General features: G+C 38.4%; 22 protein-coding genes. 10 read left to right on the forward strand and 12 right to left on the reverse strand.

What is annotated here, in order from left to right; genetic code table 11:
* The first annotated feature begins 22 nt into the window (after positions 1–22).
* From ftsY to HJG58_RS09855, 3 genes are all read left to right on the forward strand, one after another.
* A complete protein-coding gene (gene ftsY / locus HJG58_RS09845) occupies positions 23–1135 on the forward strand; it encodes a signal recognition particle-docking protein FtsY (RefSeq protein ID WP_170248741.1) in 1113 nt (370 codons plus the stop codon).
* 189 nt (positions 1136–1324) lie between these two features.
* Positions 1325–1921 (forward strand): nitroreductase family protein, encoded by a 597-nt coding sequence (locus HJG58_RS09850; RefSeq protein WP_031948528.1) that lies wholly within the window; start codon positions 1325–1327, stop codon positions 1919–1921.
* 221 nt (positions 1922–2142) lie between these two features.
* On the forward strand, positions 2143–2814 hold the full coding sequence (locus HJG58_RS09855) for a YccT family protein (protein WP_086265578.1): 672 nt from the start codon (positions 2143–2145) through the stop codon (positions 2812–2814).
* 64 nt (positions 2815–2878) lie between these two features.
* On the opposite strand, the gene HJG58_RS09860 is transcribed toward HJG58_RS09855, so the two are convergent.
* The 8 genes from HJG58_RS09860 to HJG58_RS09895 form a co-directional block, all read right to left on the reverse strand.
* Positions 2879–3178 (reverse strand): cyd operon YbgE family protein, encoded by a 300-nt coding sequence (locus HJG58_RS09860; RefSeq protein ID WP_004791954.1) that lies wholly within the window; start codon positions 3176–3178, stop codon positions 2879–2881.
* Positions 3179–3280 carry a cytochrome bd-I oxidase subunit CydX gene (gene cydX, locus HJG58_RS09865; protein WP_002120988.1) on the reverse strand — a complete coding sequence of 34 codons (102 nt, stop codon included), beginning with the start codon at positions 3278–3280 and terminating at the stop codon, positions 3179–3181.
* Between the two features lie 10 nt (positions 3281–3290).
* Complete coding sequence (cydB, locus tag HJG58_RS09870) at positions 3291–4436, reverse strand: cytochrome d ubiquinol oxidase subunit II (RefSeq protein ID WP_170248742.1); 1146 nt, start codon at positions 4434–4436, stop codon at positions 3291–3293.
* Positions 4433–6019, reverse strand: a complete 1587-nt coding sequence (locus HJG58_RS09875) for a cytochrome ubiquinol oxidase subunit I (RefSeq protein WP_170248743.1) — start codon at positions 6017–6019, stop codon at positions 4433–4435. The genes cydB and HJG58_RS09875 overlap by 4 nt, the downstream gene beginning before the upstream one ends.
* The gene (cydP, locus tag HJG58_RS09880; RefSeq protein ID WP_005073962.1) at positions 6019–6213 is read right to left on the reverse strand and encodes a cytochrome oxidase putative small subunit CydP; all 195 of its coding nucleotides are present in this window, start codon (positions 6211–6213) and stop codon (positions 6019–6021) included. Before cydP ends, HJG58_RS09875 begins: the two co-directional genes overlap by 1 nt.
* 378 nt (positions 6214–6591) lie before the next feature.
* Positions 6592–7200, reverse strand: a complete 609-nt coding sequence (locus HJG58_RS09885) for an OB-fold-containig protein (RefSeq protein WP_002121106.1) — start codon at positions 7198–7200, stop codon at positions 6592–6594.
* A gap of 25 nt (positions 7201–7225) precedes the next feature.
* Positions 7226–7534, reverse strand: a complete 309-nt coding sequence (locus HJG58_RS09890; RefSeq protein WP_002121079.1) for a Rieske (2Fe-2S) protein — start codon at positions 7532–7534, stop codon at positions 7226–7228.
* 16 nt (positions 7535–7550) lie between these two features.
* On the reverse strand, positions 7551–8555 hold the full coding sequence (locus HJG58_RS09895) for an adenosine kinase (protein WP_017480985.1): 1005 nt from the start codon (positions 8553–8555) through the stop codon (positions 7551–7553).
* 380 nt (positions 8556–8935) lie between these two features.
* On the opposite strand from HJG58_RS09895, the gene HJG58_RS09900 reads away from it, so the two are divergent.
* Positions 8936–11875: an insulinase family protein gene (locus HJG58_RS09900; protein WP_216076554.1), complete on the forward strand. Its 2940-nt coding sequence runs from the start codon at positions 8936–8938 to the stop codon at positions 11873–11875.
* Between the two features lie 20 nt (positions 11876–11895).
* Complete coding sequence (locus HJG58_RS09905; protein WP_068557099.1) at positions 11896–13047, forward strand: phospholipase A; 1152 nt, start codon at positions 11896–11898, stop codon at positions 13045–13047.
* A 38-nt stretch (positions 13048–13085) separates the two neighbouring features.
* On the opposite strand, the gene HJG58_RS09910 is transcribed toward HJG58_RS09905, so the two are convergent.
* The 3 genes from HJG58_RS09910 to ilvA all read right to left on the reverse strand — a co-directional run bounded on the left by HJG58_RS09910 (position 13086) and on the right by ilvA (position 16783).
* A complete protein-coding gene (locus HJG58_RS09910; RefSeq protein ID WP_086265572.1) occupies positions 13086–14423 on the reverse strand; it encodes a TrkH family potassium uptake protein in 1338 nt (445 codons plus the stop codon).
* Between the two features lie 18 nt (positions 14424–14441).
* The gene (locus HJG58_RS09915) at positions 14442–15092 is read right to left on the reverse strand and encodes a potassium channel family protein (RefSeq protein WP_033847250.1); all 651 of its coding nucleotides are present in this window, start codon (positions 15090–15092) and stop codon (positions 14442–14444) included.
* A 143-nt stretch (positions 15093–15235) separates the two neighbouring features.
* On the reverse strand, positions 15236–16783 hold the full coding sequence (gene ilvA / locus HJG58_RS09920) for a threonine ammonia-lyase, biosynthetic (RefSeq protein WP_170248744.1): 1548 nt from the start codon (positions 16781–16783) through the stop codon (positions 15236–15238).
* A 101-nt stretch (positions 16784–16884) separates the two neighbouring features.
* Between ilvA and rpiA the strand changes: the two genes are divergently transcribed.
* The gene (gene rpiA, locus HJG58_RS09925; protein ID WP_170248745.1) at positions 16885–17556 is read left to right on the forward strand and encodes a ribose-5-phosphate isomerase RpiA; all 672 of its coding nucleotides are present in this window, start codon (positions 16885–16887) and stop codon (positions 17554–17556) included.
* A complete protein-coding gene (locus HJG58_RS09930; RefSeq protein WP_170248746.1) occupies positions 17556–18236 on the forward strand; it encodes a YgjP family zinc-dependent metalloprotease in 681 nt (226 codons plus the stop codon). Before rpiA ends, HJG58_RS09930 begins: the two co-directional genes overlap by 1 nt.
* Here the strand turns inward: HJG58_RS09930 and HJG58_RS09935 are convergent.
* Entirely contained in the window at positions 18233–19753 is a 1521-nt protein-coding gene (locus HJG58_RS09935) for a hypothetical protein (protein WP_170248747.1), read from the reverse strand. The genes HJG58_RS09930 and HJG58_RS09935 overlap by 4 nt on opposite strands.
* 184 nt (positions 19754–19937) lie before the next feature.
* Between HJG58_RS09935 and argC the strand changes: the two genes are divergently transcribed.
* The 3 genes from argC to clpS all read left to right on the forward strand — a co-directional run bounded on the left by argC (position 19938) and on the right by clpS (position 22250).
* Positions 19938–20993 carry an N-acetyl-gamma-glutamyl-phosphate reductase gene (gene argC, locus HJG58_RS09940; protein ID WP_170248748.1) on the forward strand — a complete coding sequence of 352 codons (1056 nt, stop codon included), beginning with the start codon at positions 19938–19940 and terminating at the stop codon, positions 20991–20993.
* A 75-nt stretch (positions 20994–21068) separates the two neighbouring features.
* The gene (locus HJG58_RS09945) at positions 21069–21827 is read left to right on the forward strand and encodes a DUF6776 family protein (RefSeq protein WP_108010783.1); all 759 of its coding nucleotides are present in this window, start codon (positions 21069–21071) and stop codon (positions 21825–21827) included.
* Between the two features lie 9 nt (positions 21828–21836).
* Entirely contained in the window at positions 21837–22250 is a 414-nt protein-coding gene (clpS, locus tag HJG58_RS09950) for an ATP-dependent Clp protease adapter ClpS (protein ID WP_002121129.1), read from the forward strand.
* The last annotated feature ends 9 nt before the right edge of the window (positions 22251–22259 follow it).

Raw genomic sequence — 22259 nt, forward strand, 5'->3', positions numbered from 1 at the left:
CGCTGCTTTTCAAGGAATCCGCATGGAGCAACAATCGAATATGCAAAATAAATTCTTGATAGATGCTGAGATCGGTGATGACGATGTCACATTACCTAATTTACCTGCTATCGATGTTCCCATCGTTGAATCTCCTGTTAAATCACAAGAAAATATTCAAGTAGCCAAAGTTGAATTAGCTTCTACAGAAACAGCGGCTGAACAACCAAAAACTGGTTTTTTTGGCCGGATGAAAGAAGGTTTAACCAAAACTCGTCGTAATTTCGCTGATGGTATGGTCAATATCTTGATTGGCGGAAAGGAAATTGACGATGAGTTACTTGAAGAAGTCGAAGAGCAATTATTGGTTGCAGATATTGGTGTTGAAGCAACAAAAACGATCATTACCAATTTAACAGAGCGTACAGCTCGTGGTGATTTGATCTATTCCCACTCTTTATATAAAGCGTTACAAGAAGAGTTGGTTGCTTTGTTGGCTCCACGTGTTAAACCATTGCATATTGACCCTAATAAATCACCGTATGTGATTTTAATGGTTGGGGTAAATGGAGTGGGTAAAACTACAACTATTGGCAAGTTGGCCAAACGTTTACAAGGTGAAGGTAAAAAAGTGATGTTGGCCGCTGGTGATACATTCCGTGCCGCAGCAACTGAGCAATTACAGATCTGGGGCGAACGTAACGATATCTCCGTAGTAGCGCAAGGTCATGGAGCTGATAGTGCTTCTGTTATTTTTGATGCCTTTGAAAGTGCTCGTGCTAAAGGAATTGACGTATTAATTGCGGATACGGCAGGTCGTTTACATAATAAGAGTAACTTGATGGAAGAACTCAAGAAAGTTAAACGTGTTATGCAAAAAATTGATGCAACTGCACCTCATGAAATTATGTTGGTAGTAGATGCAGGCACAGGTCAAAACGCGATTAACCAAGTACAAGAGTTTGATCAAGCCGTAGGTTTAACGGGTATTACCATTACCAAACTGGATGGAACTGCGAAAGGCGGTGTACTCTTTAATATTGCAAGCCGTACCCATGTGCCAATTCGTTTTATTGGTGTAGGTGAAAAAATTGATGATTTAAGACCATTCTCGGCTAAATCTTTTGTTGCTGCACTGTTTGAAACCGATAAGTAAATTGGTTGGTAACCTTAAAAAGCTTCACTAAATCGTGAAGCTTTTTTTATATGTATATCTTTTTTTATTGTTGCGAAAATAAAACGAACTGTCATATTTTTAATGCTGACTATGAAAAATGACTTTAATACACTGTATTCATTCCCAAACAACGGCCCTTGGTCAAATCAATAGGTAGGAAATAACAAAATGTCTACTTTCTTAGATAAAATTAAAAACCGTCGTACAATTTATGCAATTGGTAAAAACGTTGCATTAGATCGCACTAAAATTGAAGAAACTATCCGTGAAGCAGTTAAGCATAGTCCTTCAGCTTTTAACTCACAATCTTCACGTGTAGTGACACTATACGGTGAATCTCATGCTAAATTCTGGAATTTAGTTCGTGAAGCTTTGCGTAAAATTGTTCCTGCCGATGCTTTTGCAGGTACAAATGCAAAAATTGATAGCTTTGTAGCTGGTGTTGGTACGGTTTTATTTTATGAAGACCAAGCTGTTGTAAAAAGCTTACAAGAGCAATTCGAATTATATGCAGACAACTTCCCAGTATGGTCTGAACATTCAAGTGCAATTGCTCAATTTGCAACTTGGACTGCACTTTCAGAGCTTGGTTTAGGTGCATCTTTACAGCACTATAACCCAATTGTTGATGCAGATGCAGCTGAAGCATTTGATGTTCCTGCAACTTGGAAATTACGTGCTCAATTAGTATTTGGTTCAGTTGAAGCACCAGCAGGTGAAAAAGCATTTATTAATGATGCTGATCGTTTCAAAACTTTCAATTAATTTAATTGAAGTTAAAAAAGAGCACCTATTTTAGGTGCTTTTTTTATATTTTTAGAATGAATAGGAGGAATACATAAAACGAAAATTTATGAAATTCAAATACATATTTCAAAATAATAAATCAAGAAATTAGTCGATAACTGCTTTGTCATAAAATAGTCACAATCATATTGCATATTGCTCATGATTTAATAGCTTATCAAACACAGAGAAAGAGACAGATGACTTTAAGATTAGGTGTTGCTGCAATTGGTTTATTACTCAGCGGTTCGGTATTTTCAGCAGTTACAATTACAGCGCCAGAGGAAATTGTAATCCTTGCGGTGAATGGTCAGGAAGTCAACTCTGGGTTATTTCGTTCATCTAAAAATAATTATAAAGTCGATGCTGGTGAAACAAGCTTAAGTGTGCGCTACCAAGAATACTTTGAACATTTAAGCGGGGAACATGACATTGTTAAATCTGGAGTAGTTACAATTCAAACTCCGGCTCTCAAAGATGGGCAAACTTATAAGCTCGCAATGGTAGATGCACCAAAACAATTTGAACAGGCTAAGAAATATGCTGAGCAACCAACAGTGGCTTTGTACAGCGCTAATAATGAATTAATCGTACAACAAACTGGTGCAAACAATGAGGCAAAACCATGGTTTGCAACTGGCTTGTTGGGTAAAGTCACTGACTTTACGACTAAATCATCTAAATCGCAGCCTGAGGCAGTGTATGCCTCTGCTAAACCTACTTCTGCTCAGGTGGCTGTACCAGCTCCAACATCTATGCCTGTAACAGGTGTAGCCCAAACGAATGATCAACGTTTAGTTGAAACTTGGCAAAAAGCTTCTAAAGCTGAGCGTCAAAAATTTATGGCATGGTTAGCTGAACAATCAAATTAATTTAATATTAGTACCTATTAAGTTGGTTGAAATGAAAAAAGACCTCAGATGAGGTCTTTTTGATTTAGGTTAGGAACCAGATGTAATAGCCTAAAAGCATGAGAGGCCAAGCCACCCATGGGCTAAATAACCACTTCCATAACCAGAAGTTTGGTACGAAACCCACTCCGTAAATAAATCCACCAGAAATACCAATCATGACCAGCATAAGTTGGCTATGATTGTAGTGCCCATTAGCATCTAGCATGAGTGAAGGGTAAACCAATAAAATTGCAGCAAGAGGCAATGCCAACAGAAAAGAAAGGGCCATTGCAAATGCTTGAGCTTTTCGATGATTTGATGCTGTCATTGCTTTTGCCATCATTTATTCCTCATCTAAATCTTGATGATGTTCGATATAAAGCGCGCTGAGTACACCCGCAAAACATGCCATCAAAATGCCTAGGATCCATGCGAAATACCACATAGTTTTCTCCTTAATACAAGCTATGCGAGTTTGACTCGATATGTTTGTTAGTGATGACTCCCCACATTTTGTAATAAGACCAACTGGTATAGATCAAAATAAGAGGAACAAAAATGCAGGCAGCAACCGTCATAACGCCTAAAGTAAGGTGGCTTGATACAGCATCCCACATTGTCAAGCTAGAGTTAGGATTAATACTAGACGGAAGTAGAAATGGGAATAGGGCAAAACCAGCAGTTAAAATTGCTCCTACAATCATTAAACTTGTACCAGTAAAACTTAGGCCTGCTTTTGCTTTTGAAGATGCAACAATTGCAATGATTGCGCCTAATATGGCAAGAACAGGGGCAACTTTAGTGATTGGATAGGTGCTGTAATTGTTCATCCAACCTGGATTGCTATTGGTAATCACCTCTTTAGCTAAAGGGTTGAGCGCAGCATTTGGATCTATAGCAACAGCATAGCTATAACCTGGCACTTGCCCGAAATACAGCCATGCTCCGATTACAAGGAAACAAATTAAAAAGATAATTGCCATAATTTGAGTAGCTTTAGCAGAGCGCTGTTTTAAAGCTTCATCAGTACGTAGCATGAGCCACGCACCTCCATGTGCACAAAGCATAGACAAACTTACTACACCGCAAACTAGAGCAAAGGGGTTAAGAAGAGCAAAAAAGCTGCCTGTATATTCAGAGCGTAAAGTGCTGTCTAAACTAAAAGGAATACCTAAAAACAAATTACCGAATGCCACACCAAACACAAGCGCTGGAACAGCACCACCGATGCACAGACCCCAGTCCCAAGAGTTACGCCATTTGGTATTTTCAAGTTTAGAGCGATAATCGAAACCTACTGGTCTTAGGAAAAGTGCAAATAGAACTAATAAGAGTGCCCAGTACATGCCTGAGAAAGCGACTGAGTAGACCATTGGCCATGCAGCAAATAATGCACCACCCGCCGTAATAAACCAGACTTGATTACCATCCCAGTGTGGGGCAATGGTATTGATTGCAGCACGACGCTCGTTATCGGTTTTTCCAACGAAAGGCATAAGAGCCATAGACCCCATATCAAAGCCATCGGTAAGTGCGAAGCCGATGAGTAGTACACCAACTAACACCCACCAAATGACTTTCAATAATTCATATTCAATCATGATAAAGCCTCCCCATTAACAGCTGTTTTCGGCTCTTGCTTTTCAAAATGATATTTACCAGTGTGTAGAGAACTTGGTCCTAAACGAGCAAATTTGATCATTAAATACATTTCAATAATTAAAAGAGCGGTGTAGAACGCTGCTAGCGCAATAATTGAACCCCACACGTCACCAGTACTTAAACTAGAAGCAGATAGATGTGTTGGTAAGATTTCACCAATAGACCATGGTTGACGACCACCTTCAGCTACATACCAACCAGTTTGTGCAGCAATCCAAGGAAGCGGCAGAGCAAACAATGCATATTTAAGTAGCCAAGGTTTGTTTTCAGCATTTCTTTTTGCTACGGCCCAAGTCGCTAAAATGAAGAGTAATAGCATCAAGAAGCCAGAGGCAACCATTGCACGGAAAGAGAAAAATAGCGCTGTAACATTTGGAATAGTATCTTTTACAGCAGCTTTAATATTTTGCTCGCTTGCATCAACTACATTTGGTGCATATTTCTTAAGAAGTAGGCCATAACCTAAATCTTTTTGATTTTTTTCAAAAGAGGCCAATAACTCTGGTGAACGATCACCTGCACGTAATTTTTCAAGTTCAGCATAGGCCAGCATACCATTGCGAATACGAACTTCGTGCTGTTGCATGAGATCTTTAAGACCAGTAACTTCTTTGGTTGTTGAACGAGTTGCAATTAAACCTAATGCATATGGAATTTTAACTGCGTAATCTGTCCGCATCTCTTCATGGTTTGGTACACCAAACAAAGTAAACGGAGCAGGGGCAGGATGAGTATCCCATTCGGCTTCGATCGCAGCGAGTTTAGTTTTTTGAACATCACCTAGCTCATAACCAGATTCGTCACCCAACAAAATCACTGAAAGCGTAGATGCGAGACCGAAAATGGCAGCAATTGCAAATGAACGACGTGCGAAAGGAAGATCACGTTTTTTAAGTAAATAATAGCTTGAGATGGCGAGTACAAAAATTGCACCAGTTACATAACCCGCAGATACAGTGTGGACGAATTTCACCTGAGCTACAGGGTTAAAGATAAGCGCGCCGAAATCAACTAATTCCATACGCATCGTTTCGAAGTTAAATGCAGCACCTACAGGGTTTTGCATCCAACCATTCGCCACTAAAATCCAAAGCGCTGACATATTCGACCCGAGAGCGACTAACCATGTTACGCCTAGATGCTGAACCTTACTTAAACGATCCCATCCGAAGAAGAATAAACCAATAAATGTAGACTCAAGAAAGAATGCCATAAGGCCTTCAATTGCTAATGGAGCACCAAAAATATCACCTACATAGTGTGAGTAATAAGCCCAGTTTGTTCCAAATTGGAACTCCATGGTTAAGCCAGTTGTTACCCCTAAAGCAAAGTTAATACCAAATAATTTTCCCCAAAACTTAGTCATATCCTTGTAAATTTCTTTACCTGAAATGACATAAGTGGTTTCCATGATGGCAAGAATAAATGCCAAACCTAGAGTTAAAGGGACGAAAAGAAAGTGATACATTGCGGTCATCGCAAATTGAAACCGCGAAAGATCAACCACGCTTTCAGAAATCATCAACGGGTCTCCTTAATGTGGGAAATGTTATCGCCAGCAATATGCTCGGCGACCTGATTGTCAAAATTTTTGGGGATGGTGGGAGCATCAAACCAAATATGTTTGATCGTTAAGAGGAGCACTATTTTTATTATTAGAATAATAGTGATTTCTTTAACTAAACGACCATTAAGATTTTTAAAATTAAGGCTCATAAATTAAACCTCATTTGATATTATTTTTATTATTAATCAAAATATAATAAAAATAAACATTAAATATATTTTAAATGAATATTTAAATAATTAATTTATAAAAAACAATCACTTAATATTTTAAAATAAATACTATACTAAAATAGTTTGAATTAATTATTAAATCCTACTAAAACACTTGTAAATAAAAATATTAAGTTGATTAAAATGGTTTGTTTTAATTTAATACCGACTAAAATGGTTGTATATTATATTTATAAATTATATTTCAAACTAAAATGGTTGGAATAATAAATAATTAATTAAAAAGAAAATAATAAAATATAGGCGTAATAAAGCCTGCTCAAAGCAGTAAGTAAATAGAATAGTAGTAAGAATTTAATCGGGGGCGAAAAGATCGTTTGATACAGAAATTTTCTTGGCTACATAATGGCTTTTATGCACTCTGACAAGGATAACTTGAGAGTATAATTCGAGTTCGCCGTATTCTGGTTCGACTTGAACGTAATGGAGCTGGCCAAATTCATCACGCACTCGCGCTTGGGCAGAAAACCCAGGTCTAGCATTACCACTGGAAACCGTCGCTAATCGTCCTAAAAGATTATAATTTGTATGAGTAAGCTTTGGTTTAATTACTTGGTCAAGGCAGTGAATCATGAATACAGTAAAAAAGATTGCGATGACAAGGGCTGGGACGATTAAATAAAATGGTGAAATAAAATAATGTTGGATTGCAAAGAAAGAAAGCTGTAAAAAATAACCTGCAAAACTAAAATTTATAAGTAAAAAAACGAAAATTAAGGCTTTAGAAAATTTAACGTTAAGTAGTGGTGAGTTAGAAAGCCAAACAGGCGCAATTTTTTTGAGTAATTGACTTGGACGAAGTCCAATATACATACCAATGGTTTCTACCACGCTGAGTAATATCAAAGCCACTACACTTAAGTGAAATGGCATAAGATAATAATTGAAAAAGAAATCAGCCATGGCAGAAACTCTAATGTTGATCGCTTCAGTCTACGATATAGATACCGCCATCTGAATGTACTTTAATCTCAACTTTATTTAAAAAATCACCTAAACATGGTCCTGAGATACATTCGCCTGTTTCCACTGTAAATAAAGCACCATGGGTAGAACATTGAATATATTCTTGGTCCTGATCGAGAAATTGATTTTCTAAATATTCAAGCTCTGTTTGCAAATGAGGGCATAAGTTTTGATAAGCATAGAATGCGCCATCACGTTGCGTAATGAAAATAGTAGTTCCTTGTAAAGTGTCAAAAGCTCTAGCTTCACGCTCAGGAACTTCTTCCGTCATACAGATCCTTTCCATTTCAAGCACATTCCTTCTGAAAATTTTCAAGAAGTTTAGCATAATCATTAATCGCTAAACGTGGGCCAAATTGAGAAACAACTTCACTAGAAATCAAGACAGCCAACTGTGCAGCAGCATTCAAATCTTGATGATGGTTTAGGGCATAAAGGAATGCGCCTGCAAATGCATCACCTGCACCATTGGTATCAACCGCTTCTACGTGGCGACCTGCAACATGGAAATGTTGAGTAGAATTAGAAACCAAAGCACCTTTAGCGCTTTGTGTAATGACTACTGTATGATTTTTAAAACGTAATTGCGCAAGAGCGTCTTCTACAGTTGTTGTATTTGTATACATTAAGGCTTCTTGTTCATTACAAAATAGTAGATCTACGCCATCATCCATAAGTTCTTCTAAGCCTTCGCGAGCGTATTGCACCATCGCAGGATCTGAAAGGGATAAAGCAATCTTAACACCATTTGCTTTTGCAATTTCTCTGGCTTGTTTTACAGCTTTACGCGCTGTTTCACTTGTAGAAAGGTAGCCTTCAATATAAAGCCATTTTGCTGTTTTTAATGGTTCAAAGTCGATTTGATCTTGAGAGAGTTCAGCAGTGATACCTAGATAAGTATGCATCGTACGTTCAGAGTCAGGGCTAATGAGTACCATACAGGTACCTGTCACGCCTTCACTGATTGATTTTGGAGTGGTTTGAATGCCAGCTTCATTTAAACCTTGCAGATAAATTGAACCCAAATCATCGTTACCAACGCGGCAACCATAAAAAGCACTTCCACCTAATGCACTAAAGGCCACAGTCGTATTTGCAGCAGAACCACCACTTGCTTGACCTTTGTAATCTTGATGCTGTTTTAACTCTGCATAAAGAGCAGACTGAGTGTCGCCATCGGACAACTGCATTGTGCCTTTTTGCAAGCCTTGCTGACTAAGAAAATCATCAGACACTTTAAATTCTTGGTCGATTAATGCATTACCAATTGCAAAAAGATCTACAGTTGCCATATGTGTTGTCACAAAATAAAAAATCAGGTTGCTAAGTTTACACCATTGCTTGGGTTTGCTGTAGTTTGTTGAATAAAATTCAGTTAAATCAAAAGTTAGTGGAAAAATATTGTTGTATGAATATTTTTTAGATTCGAGGTAGGTCAGCCAAATAAAATTGATAAGCTTTTTTATTCAATGTCTATCATATACATAGAATTAAAAGCTTTTGTTCTGGTAGGATAAAACATTCATCGCTATGTGCTTGATATCAAAGCTATGCCAATGAAAACTAATACTCAACAAAAACATAGTATTTTACTTGGTTTTTGTTCGCCAATCTCAAGCTGACTCAGGCTATAATGAGACTTATTCACTTATCCGATATGTTAGGAGATCACATGACTGTAGATGTCACTGAAACCATTTCTCAAACTGTTCACCCTGCGTTTCAGTTGCTACGTCAGCACCATGTAGAAGCATTAGATATTTTAGTGTCTGAATATAAGCATAAAGTCACAGGTGCGGTGCATTATCACTTGGCAACTGATTATGATGAAAATGTATTTCTTGTTGCTTTTAGAACACAGCCTATGGACTCTAAAGGCACGGCACATATTTTAGAACATACGGCTTTGTGTGGCTCTGAAAAGTTTCCGGTACGTGATCCGTTCTTTTTAATGATTCGTCGTTCTTTAAATACTTTTATGAACGCGTTTACAGCAGCAGATTGGACTGCGTATCCATTTGCTACTCAAAACAAAAAAGATTTCCAAAACTTACTCTCTGTTTATCTGGATGCGGCATTTGCTGCTAATTTGAATCCACTTGATTTTGCTCAAGAAGGTATTCGTATTGAACTTGAAAATGGGCAACCTGTATATAAAGGTGTTGTTTTTAATGAAATGAAAGGTGCGATGAGTGCACCGTCTGACCAACTTTACCATCAGTTGGCTCATCATTTATTCCCTGAAACCACCTATCATTACAACTCAGGTGGTGACCCGAAAGATATTCCTGATTTAACGTATGAGCAGTTAGTCGATTTTTATAAGGTACATTACCACCCAAGTAATGCTGTATTCATGACCTTTGGTAATCAAACAGCATACGAGCTGCAAGACCAATTTGAAAAACTAGCCCTACATAAATTTTCTGCGGGAACAACTCTATATTCTAAGCCCGAAAAGCGCTTAGCAGCGCCAATTGAAGTAACGGAAAACTATGGTGTTGATAGTGATGATTTAAAGGATAAAACTTATCATGTTCTATCTTGGTTATTACCAGAAGCAAACGACATTAAATTGCGTTTAGGAATGCGTTTAGTTGAAGGGATTTTATTAGAAAATTCAGCTTCGCCACTACGTCATTACTTAGAAACTTGTGGTTATGCTCAATCTACAGGTCCATTAATGGGCGTAGATGACAGTAATTTTGAAATGACTTTCTACTGTGGCGTTCAAGGTTCAAATCCTGAACATGCTCAAAGCTTTAGAGATGGTGTTTTAAATATTCTGCGTGATGTTGCTGCTAAACCAATTGATAGTAATTTAGTCGATGCAATTTTGCATCAAATCGAGTTACATCAACGTGAAATTAATGGTGATGGTACACCGTATGGTTTAAGTCTAATTTTAAATGGTTTAAGTGGTGCGATTCACCATAATGACCCAATTCAAATTTGGGACGTCGACAGCGCAATTGCGCAGGTTAAAGAAGAGTTGAAAGACCCAATGTGGCTATCAAATCTGATTCAAACACATTTGCTCGACAACCCTCATCGCGTACAGATGACTTTAGTTCCAGATCCGACCAAGTCTGTAAAAGAGCAGGAAGCGGAAAAAGCTCGTTTAGCAGCTATCGGTGAAAAGCTAACAGACGCTGATAAAGCTGAAATCATTGCTAAAACCAAGGCCCTAGAGGAACGTCAAGATACTCCTGATAATCTGGAGTTATTGCCAAAAGTAGGTTTGGAAGATGTACCTGCTGACTTACATATTGTGCAAGGTCAGTTACGTGAAATTATTTGTAATCGTATGGATACGCCGTTGAACTTGTATCATGCGGGTACTAACGGCATTTACTATCAACAAGTACTCATTCAGATTCCTGAAGATATTGTGAAGTCACCTTACTTCAATTTGCTTTCTATTTTGATGGGTGAAGTAGGTGCAGGCGAATATGACTATCTTGAACTACAAAACTTGCAAACCGCTGTAAGTGGTGGTTTAGGAATGGGCGCTTCTTTACGTAGTAAAGTTGATGATAAAGATAAAATTAGTGCTTGGCTGACTTTAACGACTAAATCGTTGACTCAGAAATTTGATGCAATTCATTTATTAAAATTAGCATTTGAACAGCTTCGATTTGATGAAAAAGAACGAATTATCGAGTTACTGCAACAACGTAAAACACGTTGGCAATCTCGTTTATCTGGTTCAGGTCACAGCTATGCGATGCAGATTGCTTCTCGTAACATGAGTGCCCTGGCTCAACGTGACTATCAAAACACGGGTTTAGGTGCATTGAATTGGCTGGGTGAGCTTGTTACTAAAATTACCCAAGATGATGCCGCTTACGATGAGCTGATTGCAGAATTAAAACGTATTCATAGTAAGTTGTTGCAAGCACCTAAACAGTTCTTACTTGTATGTGAAGAACATCAATCTGAACGTTTGGTTGAAGAAATTCAGAATGTTTGGGATAAATTGAACGTTAATCCAGCTACAACTGAGTTAACTCAAGTAGAACAAACCAATGATAATAACCATGAAGCGTGGTTAATTCAGGCAAATGTTCAATTCTGTGCTTCTGCATATCAGGCTGTGGAAGTGTCGCATCCAGATGCAGCTCCATTAATGGTATTGGCAGCTTATTTACGTAATGGATTCTTACACAGTGCTATCCGTGAAAAAGGTGGTGCTTATGGCGGCGGTGCTAGTTATGATGGAAATGCCTGCTCATTCCGTTTCTTTAGCTACCGCGATCCACGTTTAGCAGAGACTTTTAAGGACTTTGAAGCAAGCGTGCAATGGTTATTAAATACAGAGCAACAACCTTATCAACTTGAAGAGGCGATTCTTGGTTTAGTGGCAAGTATGGATAAACCAGGCTCTCCAGCAGGTGAAGCGATTACAGCATGTTATGCATTGTTGCATGCAAGAACACCAGCTTTCCGCCGTACTTTGCGTGAAAGATTGTTGCATGTAACATTGGATGATTTAAAACGTGTTGCTCGTCAATATTTAGTAGAGCAAACTCCTGTAAAAGCTGTAGTTGCGCCATTTGCAAAACGCGATGAATTGCAGCAGTTAGGATTTACCATTCAACAAGTTAATTAAAATAAAAATTGGAGATGAACATGGCGTTCAGACAATTTGAACGCACATCTTTACAGCTGAGCATGGGAATCGTGCTTAGCTGTTTATGTGCGTCTGTGACATATGCTGACACGTTGGCACCTGTAACCCCTGCGACAGTTGATGCATGTGTTGCTCTTGCTTCAAATGCTGATCGTCTGGCTTGTTACGACTCTGTATTTAAACCAGCAGCTCTACCAGTTGTGCAAGCCGCGGTAGTACCTGAGCCTGTTAAAAAAATTGATCAGCCTGCTGTTCAGCCAACAACATTGAAAGAGAAGGTTGTAGATACGGTTAGTAATATTAAAGTGATTGGTAAAGCGCCTACACTTGAACCTACTACTTCTTTGTTGGATCAACGTTGGGAGTTATCAGAAAAAAGTAAGCTAGGTGTTTGGAATATTCGTGCTTATCAGCCAGTCTATTTATTACCCGTATTTTGGACCAGTGATAAGAATGAATTCCCAAGTAGTCCAAATCCAAATAATACTGTAACGGATGCTCAGAATCTGAAATCAACAGAAAGTAAGTTTCAGATTTCTTTGAAAACGAAAGCTTGGGAAAATATTTTTGGAAATAATGGCGATTTGTGGGTGGGTTATACCCAATCTTCACGTTGGCAGACGTTTAATGCTGAAGAATCTCGTCCATTTCGTGAAACGAACTATGAGCCAGAAGCAAGTTTAATGTTTAGAACGAACTACGAGTTGCTTGGTTTAGATGGGCGTTTGCTTGGAGTTACCTTAAACCATCAGTCAAATGGTCGTTCAGATCCATTATCTCGTAGCTGGAACCGTGTCATCTTTAATGTTGGATTGGAGCGGGGTAACTTTGCTTTAATGCTTCGTCCATGGATTCGTCTTGAAGAAGATAGTAAAGATGATAATAACCCGGATATGGAAGATTACATCGGCCGTGGTGATTTAACAGCGTTTTATAAGTGGAAGCAGAATGATTTCTCTCTAATGCTGCGTCATTCGTTGAAGGGTGGTGATGATTCTCATGGCGCTGTTCAGTTTGACTGGGCTTTCCCGATTAGTGGCAAGCTGCGTGGACATTTCCAATTGTTTAACGGTTATGGTGAAAGCTTGATTGATTATAACCATCGAGCAACTTATGCTGGTTTGGGTGTATCACTCCTGAATTGGTACTAAAAACCTATAAAAAAGCCGCTTTTAAAGCGGCTTTTTTATTATCCAATTTGAATATTGGCTTGAGGATGTTTGAGTCGACTCTTTTTCGGAGTAGCGATTAAATAGGCGAGTGTTAAAGGGCCAAGCCGTCCAGCAAACATGAGTAAGCTTAAAATGAATAAACTACCATTATGTAAATCTGGTGTGATTCCACGAGAAAGACCTACTGTACATGCTGCTGAAACAACCTCAAAAAGCAAATTCATAAAATCTGCTTTAGGCTCTAAAAGCAAAAGAATAAAGAAGCCCATGAAGATGAGGATGCTCGTAATAGCAGTTACCGCTAATGCTTTATAGGTCGTTTCATGAGATACAGAGTGGTTAAATATTCTAATTTCATCTGTACGGCGTAAAAATGAAATTACACTAAGTACTAAAATGACAAAGGTTCCAACTTTGATTCCACCAGCTGTACTCAGTGAACCACCACCAATAAACATCAGTAACATCATCAGTAAGGAACTACTGTTGGTCATTGCACCCGTATCAATGGTATTAAAGCCTGAAGATCGTGGAACTGTTGCTTGAAACCAAGCATTTAATGCTTGTTCTCCTGAGTTTAACATCCCTAAAGTTGCCGGATTTTGAGCTTCTAAAGCCCATATTAAAATAAAAGCGACTAGGTTAATAATTGCAATAGTGATAAGAATAAGCTTGCTATTTGGTGTTAGTTTTTTCCATTTTTTGTTTTGTTTAATATCCATGAGCACTAAAAAACCAAGACCACCTATAGTGTAAAGAATGCTAATTGTTATACAAATAATATAGTTGCTTTGAAAATTCATTAAGCTATTTGAAAACAATGAAAAACCAGCATTGTTGAATGAGGAAATGCTGTAAAAAACTGCATAATATAAACCACGTGCAAACCCGTATATTGGTGTAAAAGCAGTCGTGAGAATAATTGTACCAATCAGTTCAAAAATAAGGGTGTAGGTAACAACTCCTTTAGCAACAAAAGTAACTTTTGATAGACTCGTTTGTCCGAGACTATCTTGAGCCATCATTTGCTGTTTAAGACCGACTTTAGGAGACAAGCTTAATGCCGCCAATATCGCAAAAGTCATAAACCCCAAACCGCCAGATTGGATTAGTAATAAAATAATAGTTTGCCCAAACAGGGTAAAAGACTCATGAATATTTAAAACAGATAAACCCGTAATTGTTACTGCTGAAGTGGCTGTAAACAGCGCATCCATCCAACTGACATTGCCTGTATTGGCAAATGGCAGTTTAAGCAATAAAGTACCAAAGATAATGAAGCCTAAAAAACCTAACGCTAAAAGTGAAGGCGGGCTTAAATTTAACGTTTTATGGGGCTTGGGATATATAGACATATTCTAGAGTTCGTTTTCTTATATGAAGCAGTTAGAAAGTTTCTTTAACTGAGGTAGATGACCTTCTAAAATAAGAATATCATGTGTTTGCAAAGTGAAATTTTCTTCAGTCTCAAACAAAATCTGTTGCTGTCTTTTCACGAGCAATGTTTTGACTTGAGGCGCTTGCTGCATAATGCCATATAAATTGATGCCATTAAGTTTGTCTGGGATCTCAATTTTGATAATGTAATGATCATCTTCTAAAGACATATAACGGCTTACCATAGGGTAGTTCAGAGCTTGAGCAACTCTTACCCCCATATCTTCTTCAGGATGAATAATCTTATTGATATTAAGGTGCGACAAAATGGTGTGATGAGCTTTGGTCTTTGCTTTAACCCAAATTTTCTCAATTCCCAGATTTTTTAAATTCAGCACACACAAAATACTGGCTTCAATATCTTCACCAATTGCGACTACAACTGCGTCACAATTTTGTATATTCAGTTCGTCAAGCACATGTTCGTCAGTGGCATCAGCAATGACGGCATGAGTTAAAACATCGGCAAGATTTTCAACATTCTTTTTCACCGTATCGATGCCAATAACATCATGATTTAATTTTGTGAGTTCTTGGGCAACTGTTGCTCCAAAACTACCTAAGCCAATGACTGCGAACTGTGCCATGTTGGTCCTTTTTCCCGAGTTAGATCATTATTTTTAAGGATATTTTCTTTAAGATAAAGAGCGGCAATGTAAAGATGATAGAAATATAAAAGAATTGTATAAAAAAGCCGACAACTTTGTCGGCTTTTTATCAAAACTAAAGATTATTTTAAGAAACGTTTATAGCCGACGTTATCAGTAATTTCTGCATACGGATAATTAATCTGCTCGAGTGTTTCAATCAATCCATCAGGATTTTGTTTCGCATCAGTTGCTTGTAAGCCCACTAACACACGTCCTTCTGCCGCACCATGGTTACGGTAATGGAAGAGGGTAATGTTGTGGGTTGGACCTAAACGAGTTAAGAATGTTAAGAGCGCACCCGGACGTTCAGGGAATTCAACACGGAACAATCTTTCATCATCTAGATTTGCGTGACCGCCAATTAAATAACGAATATGTAATTTTGCAACTTCATCGTCAGAAAGGTCATCAACTACATAGTTTTGCTGTTTAAGTTGCTCTAAAATTTCATGACGCTCTGCATCTCCACCTTTTAAACTAATACCGACGAATACTTGCGCTTCGTCTGTATTGTTTGCGCGGTAGTTAAACTCAGTGATATTGCGACCTTGTAAAGCACGACAGAAGCCTAAGAATGCGCCTTTTTCTTCAGATAAGGTAACTGCATAAATCGCTTCACGTTGCTCACCTAACTCGGTGCGTTCGGCAATATAGCGTAGGCGGTCAAAATTCATATTGGCGCCGCAAACAATCGACACCATATTTTTATTACTGATTTTATGCTCTTGAATATATTTTTTGATACCCGCTAAAGCCATTGCTCCAGAAGGTTCAACAATGCTGCGGTTTTCATCAAATGTGTCTTTAATTGCTGCACAGATTTCATCTGTATTCACAGTGACAATATCAGGATCAACAATCGGTCCTGAATTATCAGATTTGCGCAAACGAATAATATCAAATGGTAAAGCACCAATTTGTGCAACAGCTGTACCATCTGCAAATAGGCCTACATGTGGTAAAATTACACGTTCATTTGCTTCTAAAGCTGCTTTTAAACAAGCAGACTCTTCATATTCAACACCAATAACTTTTACGTGCGGTGCAACTTCACCAAGGTAAGCCGCTACACCTGAGATAAGGCCACCACCACCTACAGCAACAAATACGTATTCTACATCGCGCCATTGACGTAATATTTCATTGGCAATTGTGCCTTGACCTGCAATGACAAGTTCATCGTCATAAGGTGGAATAAATACAAGACCTTCAACTTCAGCACGTTGTTGAGCATATTTATTTGCGATATCAAAGCTATCGCCATGTAACACAACTTGGCCACCTAAGCGTTTAACAGCCTGAACTTTAATGTCAGGTGTTGTGCTCGGCATAACAATAATAGCGGGAATTCCTAGTCTTTGACCTGACAAAGCTACGCCTTGAGCATGGTTACCAGCAGAGGCGCAAATTACTCCGCGTTCAAGTTGTTCTTTTGGTAATTGACTAATACGGTTATAGGCACCGCGTAATTTAAAAGAAAAAACGGGTTGTAAATCTTCACGCTTAAAACGAATTGTATTGTTTAATTTTTGACTAATTCGTGGAGCTGCTTCGAGAGGTGTTTCAATTGCAACATCATAAACCGTTGCTTGTAAAATTTGTCGTACCACACGAGACAGCATGTTCATCTTCCCTATTACAGTTTAAAATAGGAAATTATTGTAGCAAACCCTTGTGCATTTGCGCCGTTTATTGGCGCATAAATGTCAAAAAATAGTTGAGTGATGTAATGAGCCTATATGGAACCCAAGATGAAAAGAAACAAGCAGCTGCGAAAGCTGCTTTAAAACACTTACCCAAAGGTGGCATTTTGGGTGTTGGGACTGGAAGTACCGTAAACTTTCTAATTGATTTATTACCTGAATTACAATTAGAAGCAGCTGTGGCAAGTTCTCAAGCAACAGCTGATCGTCTTAAAAAACTTGGTATTGAAGTGGTTGATATGAACCATGTAGGTAGCCTAGATGCCTATGTTGATGGTGCAGATGAGATTGATCGCCATATGCATATGATTAAAGGTGGTGGTGCTGCATTAACACGTGAGAAAATCGTTGCATCAATCGCTAAGAAATTTGTGTGTATTGTTGATGATTCAAAATGGGTTGATCAACTTGGACGTGATTTTCCACTTCCAGTAGAAGTGATTCCAATGGCGCGTTCAGCTGTAGCCCGTAAATTGGTCAGTTTAGGTGGTGATCCGGTTTATCGTGAAGGTGTAGTTACAGATAATGGTAATGTTATTTTAGATGTATTTAATTTGAACATCTTAAACGCAATTGATTTGGAAAAGACCATCAATAATATACCAGGTGTTGTGACTAACGGTATTTTTGCGTTAAATCCAGCAACGATCGCAATTGTTGCGACAAATAATGGTATTGAAGAGCGTACAGCACAGTAATGTCTGTGGAAATGCCAGAGATTAAAATCGTTCGACACGTAAGAGCACGAAAATTGCGCTTACGTGTTGAGCCTGCGTCTATACGACTTACTGTTCCGCTATTTTGTAGTAAGAAGCAAATTCAGCATTTTTTAGCGCAATCTGAACAATGGTTAACCGAAACGTGGAATAAACAACAAAACGTCCAATCGGCGTCCATTGATATTCCTTCTGAAATTTATTTCTTTAATAAAGAACAGCCATTTCAAGTGATTGTTCAAAAGCAGCATCGTGTTTTTCAATTCGACTGGGAAAACAACTCTTTATTTATTAAAGATACACAGCCTTATTTGGCATTGCAAAACGCAGTTATTTCCTATGCGAAACAAGAATTACCAGAGTTTTTGAAAGAATTAAGTGAGCACACTCATTTGGCTTATAGGGAGTGTACAATTCGCCGCCCGAAAACTCGGTGGGGAAGTTGTAGTAGCCAGCATAATATTATGCTACATGCGGGATTGGTGCTGATGTCGCATCAAATTGCTCGCTATGTGGCTATTCATGAATTGGCGCATACCAAACATTTTGACCATAGTCCTGCATTTTGGGCAGAAGTCGAAAAATACGATCCATATTTTCAAAAACACCGCAGACAACTTAAATCAAATCCATTGCCTGCATGGTGGTATGTTTCAGCTTAACTAAAGCTACATTCTAGTTGAGGTGTTTGTAAGCTATCGGGTGCTTTTCGGCTATCTAAACCTGCTGTAGCACTAATGATCTTATTTGCTTTAATAGACAATTGGATAAAGTTGTATTGTTGCGTCGTGTTATTTGGTTCGGCTGAACTTGAATTGAGTAAATAACTTGAACTAGCAGCATCTGTTTGCAATAAATTATCGGTACTATCAGCACTTAAAGCAGCACGATAAATTTGTGAACCTTTACTTAAGTCGATTTGACCGTTCGCGCGAAAATTAAGCTGACATCCAGTTGAGGTGTCTTCATAGTGACCCACTAAATAGTCTGTAGCTGGTAGGTTTGGATCTGATAGGTTAATGCTGGTCAAGCCTTGCTTGCATGGATAGTTTGCTCCATTACACGTCGCTGTGGTGGTAAATCCAACAGCTCTACGGTAATCTCCAGCACCGTCAATGCGAATGAAGGTAGTGGAATTTACGGTAGGAACAATTCCTGAATATTGTTTCTTGTCCAGTAGATTATAACCTGTTTGATCTAAAGACTGTTGTGAATTATCTGTAGCTAATTGCAAAGTAGATGCTTTTAGGTTGGTTCCAAAGTAATCGCGCGTTACTTTTTGATTAGCTGCAATATCTAACAGTGTATTTTTGATTGGATCAATATTATCGGGGGCAGCAGTAAAAATAGGGGTGAAGGATGTTTGATCTCCATGAAGTTTTTTACCATCCAAAAATCCATCTTTCAAATCAGTTGCTAAACTTTTAACGAGTTCTTGGTAAATGTTTGTTCCGCCATGAGCCATTGCCCAATATTTTAAATAGCCAAAGCTAAGGTAGCTATCCACATATGTGATAGGTTGTTTGGTTGAATACTGCTGTAAATTTAAAATTGTTAATGTATTAGCTGGGCTTAAACTGGGAATAGCTGAGTCTTTAAATGCGTTCATTAACGATTTGTAGACATCTTGAGCTGCTAAATCAACATGTAATTGTTCAATACGGGTTGGGTCAACCGTTTCTTGAGGAAGTTGTCCCGAACGTATGACAGCTCGTTGATAAACCGCTTCACTGCTTGGGCTGATGAATTGGGTTCTGTTACTTACCGTATTTGGTGTAATAAATGCATGATAAATACCTGACAAATTTTGATATTGTGAAGTAATTGGGTCAAACACTTGAGATGAGCTTTGAGTTGTAATTTCTACGCGATATAAACGATTCAATTTTGCAGTAGGAATTTTGACATTAAAGCTGTTTAAACTCGCAATTGAAGTACCCACTAAAACAGCATTGTTGGTGTTGTCATATACTTTAAGCTGGATATTACGCATTTCTACAGGGGTTTTTAAAGTAACATCAGTTGTTGCTTCAGGTGTAGGATCCACGGGTGCCGGAGTACTTGGTGAGCTGCCACTACTACTACCTCCACCTCCGCAACCAGTAAGGGCTACACTTAAAATTAATGTGCTCAAGTCAAGGTAGTTACGTAATTTTCTTTCTTTTGATTGTTGAAGCATCCTAGCTCTCCAAAAATTAATCTGGTATTTATTTGCTGATATTTATGTGATTATGACAGTTCAGTATGTGCTATCTGATTGTCGTTAAAATTAAAAAAATTAAAATTACCAAGCATGAAATGGTTTTGTAAGCTTGGACATCCTGTCATACTACTGCCCAAGTATAGATTCAAAAATTGAGGTAATGCACGTGATTTCTGTCGGAATTGTTGGTGGAACGGGTTATACAGGCGTTGAACTATTACGTATTTTATTACGACATCCTAAAGCGCAGGTTCGAGTTCTTACTTCACGTACAGAAGCGGGCAAACCAGTTGCAGATATGTTCCCTAATTTACGTGGACATACAGATCTTCAATTTTCAGATTTAAACATTGATGCATTAAAAGAGTGTGATGTTGTATTTTTTGCAACTCCACATGGTGTTGCGATGCAGCATGCCAAAGATTTGATCGCAGCTGGAACTAGAGTTATTGATTTAGCAGCAGACTTTCGCTTACAAGATCTTGAACAGTTTGAAAAATGGTATGGCATGGAGCATGCTTGCCCAGATGTATTAAAAGATTCTGTATATGGTCTAACTGAGTTAAACCGCGAAAAAATTAAACAAGCTCAAGTGATTGGTAACCCTGGGTGCTATCCGACGACTGTTCAATTAGGTTTAGCGCCACTGTTAAAATCAGCACAAGCACTGATTGAAACAAAAAATATTATTATTGATGCGAAATCTGGTGTTTCTGGTGCTGGCCGTAAAGCAAGCTTAGGCATGATTTACAGTGAAAATGCAGATAACTTTAAAGCATATGGTGTTGCAGGACATCGTCATCATCCGGAAATTGTAGAAGCACTAGAAAAGATTGCAGAACAAAAAGGTGGGTTTGAAGGACTCTTGTTTGTTCCGCATTTAGTACCGATGATTCGCGGTATGTTAAGTACAATTTATGTAGACTTAACGGAAGCGGGTAAGCAGGCAGACTTACAAGCTTTATATGAAAACTTCTATGCTAATGAAAAATTCGTAGATGTGATGCCTGCGAATAGTTCACCTGAAACACGTAGTGTACGCGGTGCAAACGAGCTTCGTATTGCTTTGTATAAACCACAACCAAATAAACTGATTATTTTGGCGGCTCAAGATAACCTTGTAAAAGGTGCATCTGGTCAGGCTGTACAAAATATGAACCTTATGTTTGGCTTTAATGAAGATGAAGGCTTACAAGGGATTGGTTTATTACCATAAAAAACTCTTTTTTGCTTCACACACATTTAAATTTCGATTTAAATGTGTGTCTTGACTCTGATCTTGAACACTGAGATGACGATGCAAAACTCTGGACAGACGACTTCAGTAGAAAGTTCGTTGCAAAAGAAAAATTTTTTAAACACCAACAAGCCTTTGTTTATTGGTGCTGCCATTTTAATGAGTGGTTGTTTTGCGCTCGGCTATACAATTGGACACCGTCAAGGTTTAACTGTTGTTGGTTACGATGCAGATGCGGAGCAATTGGTTGAAGTGGTGCAAAAGCAAAAAACAGCTTTAGACGCAGTTAACAAAAGCCTTAATGCAGCAGTGCAAGAGCGTGATGTGGCTGTGACCAATGCAAATGATCTGTTTGAGGCACTTAATCAAGCAAACGCCGATAAGACTCAGCAAGAGGGTATGAGTAATATCTATCGTGAGATTTTGAGACAGCGCGGTGGTTTAAGCTTAACGATTCAAAATCTGGCAATTAAGCCCTTGCCTGAAAATGCTTATGAATATCAGTTAGATTTAGTCCAAGTTAGTCCAAGTAAGCGTCGTGCTTTGGGATCGGTTGAAATCAGATTGATCAAAGATAGTGAAGTTTTAGTCGTGCCGCTTGAAGCGAAGAACTTTAACTTTACTGACTTTGAGCGTTTAACAGGTCGTTGGACAATGCCTAAAGGTTTCACGCCTCAATTTATTGAAGTGCGTTTAACAGGTAGCTCTGATACACCTGTCATTAAACGTTTTAGTTGGCAGCGTGGTAAACCTGTCGAAACATCTTCTGCTTTCGTGGCAGAAATTCCTCAAGCTGAAGCAAATTCACAATAGTAACATCCTATGCGAACAAATAAGCGTCAAACAAACTTAAAAGATATCAAGGCTTCTTTCCAGCAGTCTGGCTATGTCGATTGGCACTTCCACCCACGCTTAAGTGATTCGCAAAACGAAGATCATGATGGTGAAGTTGTTGTACAAACAGCTCCTCCTGAACTCAAGCGTCCCCCATTATATGCAGTCGTATTAATGAATGACGATTACACTCCAATGGACTTTGTAATTGAAATTTTACAACAATACTTTGCAATGAATCTTGACCAAGCAACTCAAGTAATGCTAACAGTACACTATGAAGGTAAAGGTATTGCCGGAGTCTATCCAAGAGACATCGCGGAAACTAAGGCAAACCTTGTTAATAATTACGCTCGATCGCAAGGTCATCCATTACTTTGCCAGATTGAGCCTAAAGCATAAGGGGGTTAC

The sequence above is a fragment of the Acinetobacter geminorum genome (genome assembly GCF_013009345.1).
GTDB classification, from domain to species: Bacteria; Pseudomonadota; Gammaproteobacteria; order Pseudomonadales; family Moraxellaceae; genus Acinetobacter; species Acinetobacter geminorum.

Excerpts from the sequence above, each read along its gene's own strand:
- ftsY (WP_170248741.1), top strand. The coding sequence starts at position 23 with ATGGAGCAACAATCGAATATGCAAAATAAATTCTTGATAGATGCTGAG.
- HJG58_RS09850 (WP_031948528.1), top strand. The coding sequence starts at position 1,325 with ATGTCTACTTTCTTAGATAAAATTAAAAACCGTCGTACAATTTATGCA.
- HJG58_RS09855 (WP_086265578.1), top strand. The coding sequence starts at position 2,143 with ATGACTTTAAGATTAGGTGTTGCTGCAATTGGTTTATTACTCAGCGGT.
- HJG58_RS09860 (WP_004791954.1), bottom strand. The coding sequence starts at position 3,178 with ATGATGGCAAAAGCAATGACAGCATCAAATCATCGAAAAGCTCAAGCA.
- cydX (WP_002120988.1), bottom strand. The coding sequence starts at position 3,280 with ATGTGGTATTTCGCATGGATCCTAGGCATTTTGATGGCATGTTTTGCG.
- cydB (WP_170248742.1), bottom strand. The coding sequence starts at position 4,436 with ATGATTGAATATGAATTATTGAAAGTCATTTGGTGGGTGTTAGTTGGT.
- HJG58_RS09875 (WP_170248743.1), bottom strand. The coding sequence starts at position 6,019 with ATGATTTCTGAAAGCGTGGTTGATCTTTCGCGGTTTCAATTTGCGATG.
- cydP (WP_005073962.1), bottom strand. The coding sequence starts at position 6,213 with ATGAGCCTTAATTTTAAAAATCTTAATGGTCGTTTAGTTAAAGAAATC.
- HJG58_RS09885 (WP_002121106.1), bottom strand. The coding sequence starts at position 7,200 with ATGGCTGATTTCTTTTTCAATTATTATCTTATGCCATTTCACTTAAGT.
- HJG58_RS09890 (WP_002121079.1), bottom strand. The coding sequence starts at position 7,534 with ATGACGGAAGAAGTTCCTGAGCGTGAAGCTAGAGCTTTTGACACTTTA.
- HJG58_RS09895 (WP_017480985.1), bottom strand. The coding sequence starts at position 8,555 with ATGGCAACTGTAGATCTTTTTGCAATTGGTAATGCATTAATCGACCAA.
- HJG58_RS09900 (WP_216076554.1), top strand. The coding sequence starts at position 8,936 with ATGACTGTAGATGTCACTGAAACCATTTCTCAAACTGTTCACCCTGCG.
- HJG58_RS09905 (WP_068557099.1), top strand. The coding sequence starts at position 11,896 with ATGGCGTTCAGACAATTTGAACGCACATCTTTACAGCTGAGCATGGGA.
- HJG58_RS09910 (WP_086265572.1), bottom strand. The coding sequence starts at position 14,423 with ATGTCTATATATCCCAAGCCCCATAAAACGTTAAATTTAAGCCCGCCT.
- HJG58_RS09915 (WP_033847250.1), bottom strand. The coding sequence starts at position 15,092 with ATGGCACAGTTCGCAGTCATTGGCTTAGGTAGTTTTGGAGCAACAGTT.
- ilvA (WP_170248744.1), bottom strand. The coding sequence starts at position 16,783 with ATGAACATGCTGTCTCGTGTGGTACGACAAATTTTACAAGCAACGGTT.
- rpiA (WP_170248745.1), top strand. The coding sequence starts at position 16,885 with ATGAGCCTATATGGAACCCAAGATGAAAAGAAACAAGCAGCTGCGAAA.
- HJG58_RS09930 (WP_170248746.1), top strand. The coding sequence starts at position 17,556 with ATGTCTGTGGAAATGCCAGAGATTAAAATCGTTCGACACGTAAGAGCA.
- HJG58_RS09935 (WP_170248747.1), bottom strand. The coding sequence starts at position 19,753 with ATGCTTCAACAATCAAAAGAAAGAAAATTACGTAACTACCTTGACTTG.
- argC (WP_170248748.1), top strand. The coding sequence starts at position 19,938 with ATGCACGTGATTTCTGTCGGAATTGTTGGTGGAACGGGTTATACAGGC.
- HJG58_RS09945 (WP_108010783.1), top strand. The coding sequence starts at position 21,069 with ATGACGATGCAAAACTCTGGACAGACGACTTCAGTAGAAAGTTCGTTG.
- clpS (WP_002121129.1), top strand. The coding sequence starts at position 21,837 with ATGCGAACAAATAAGCGTCAAACAAACTTAAAAGATATCAAGGCTTCT.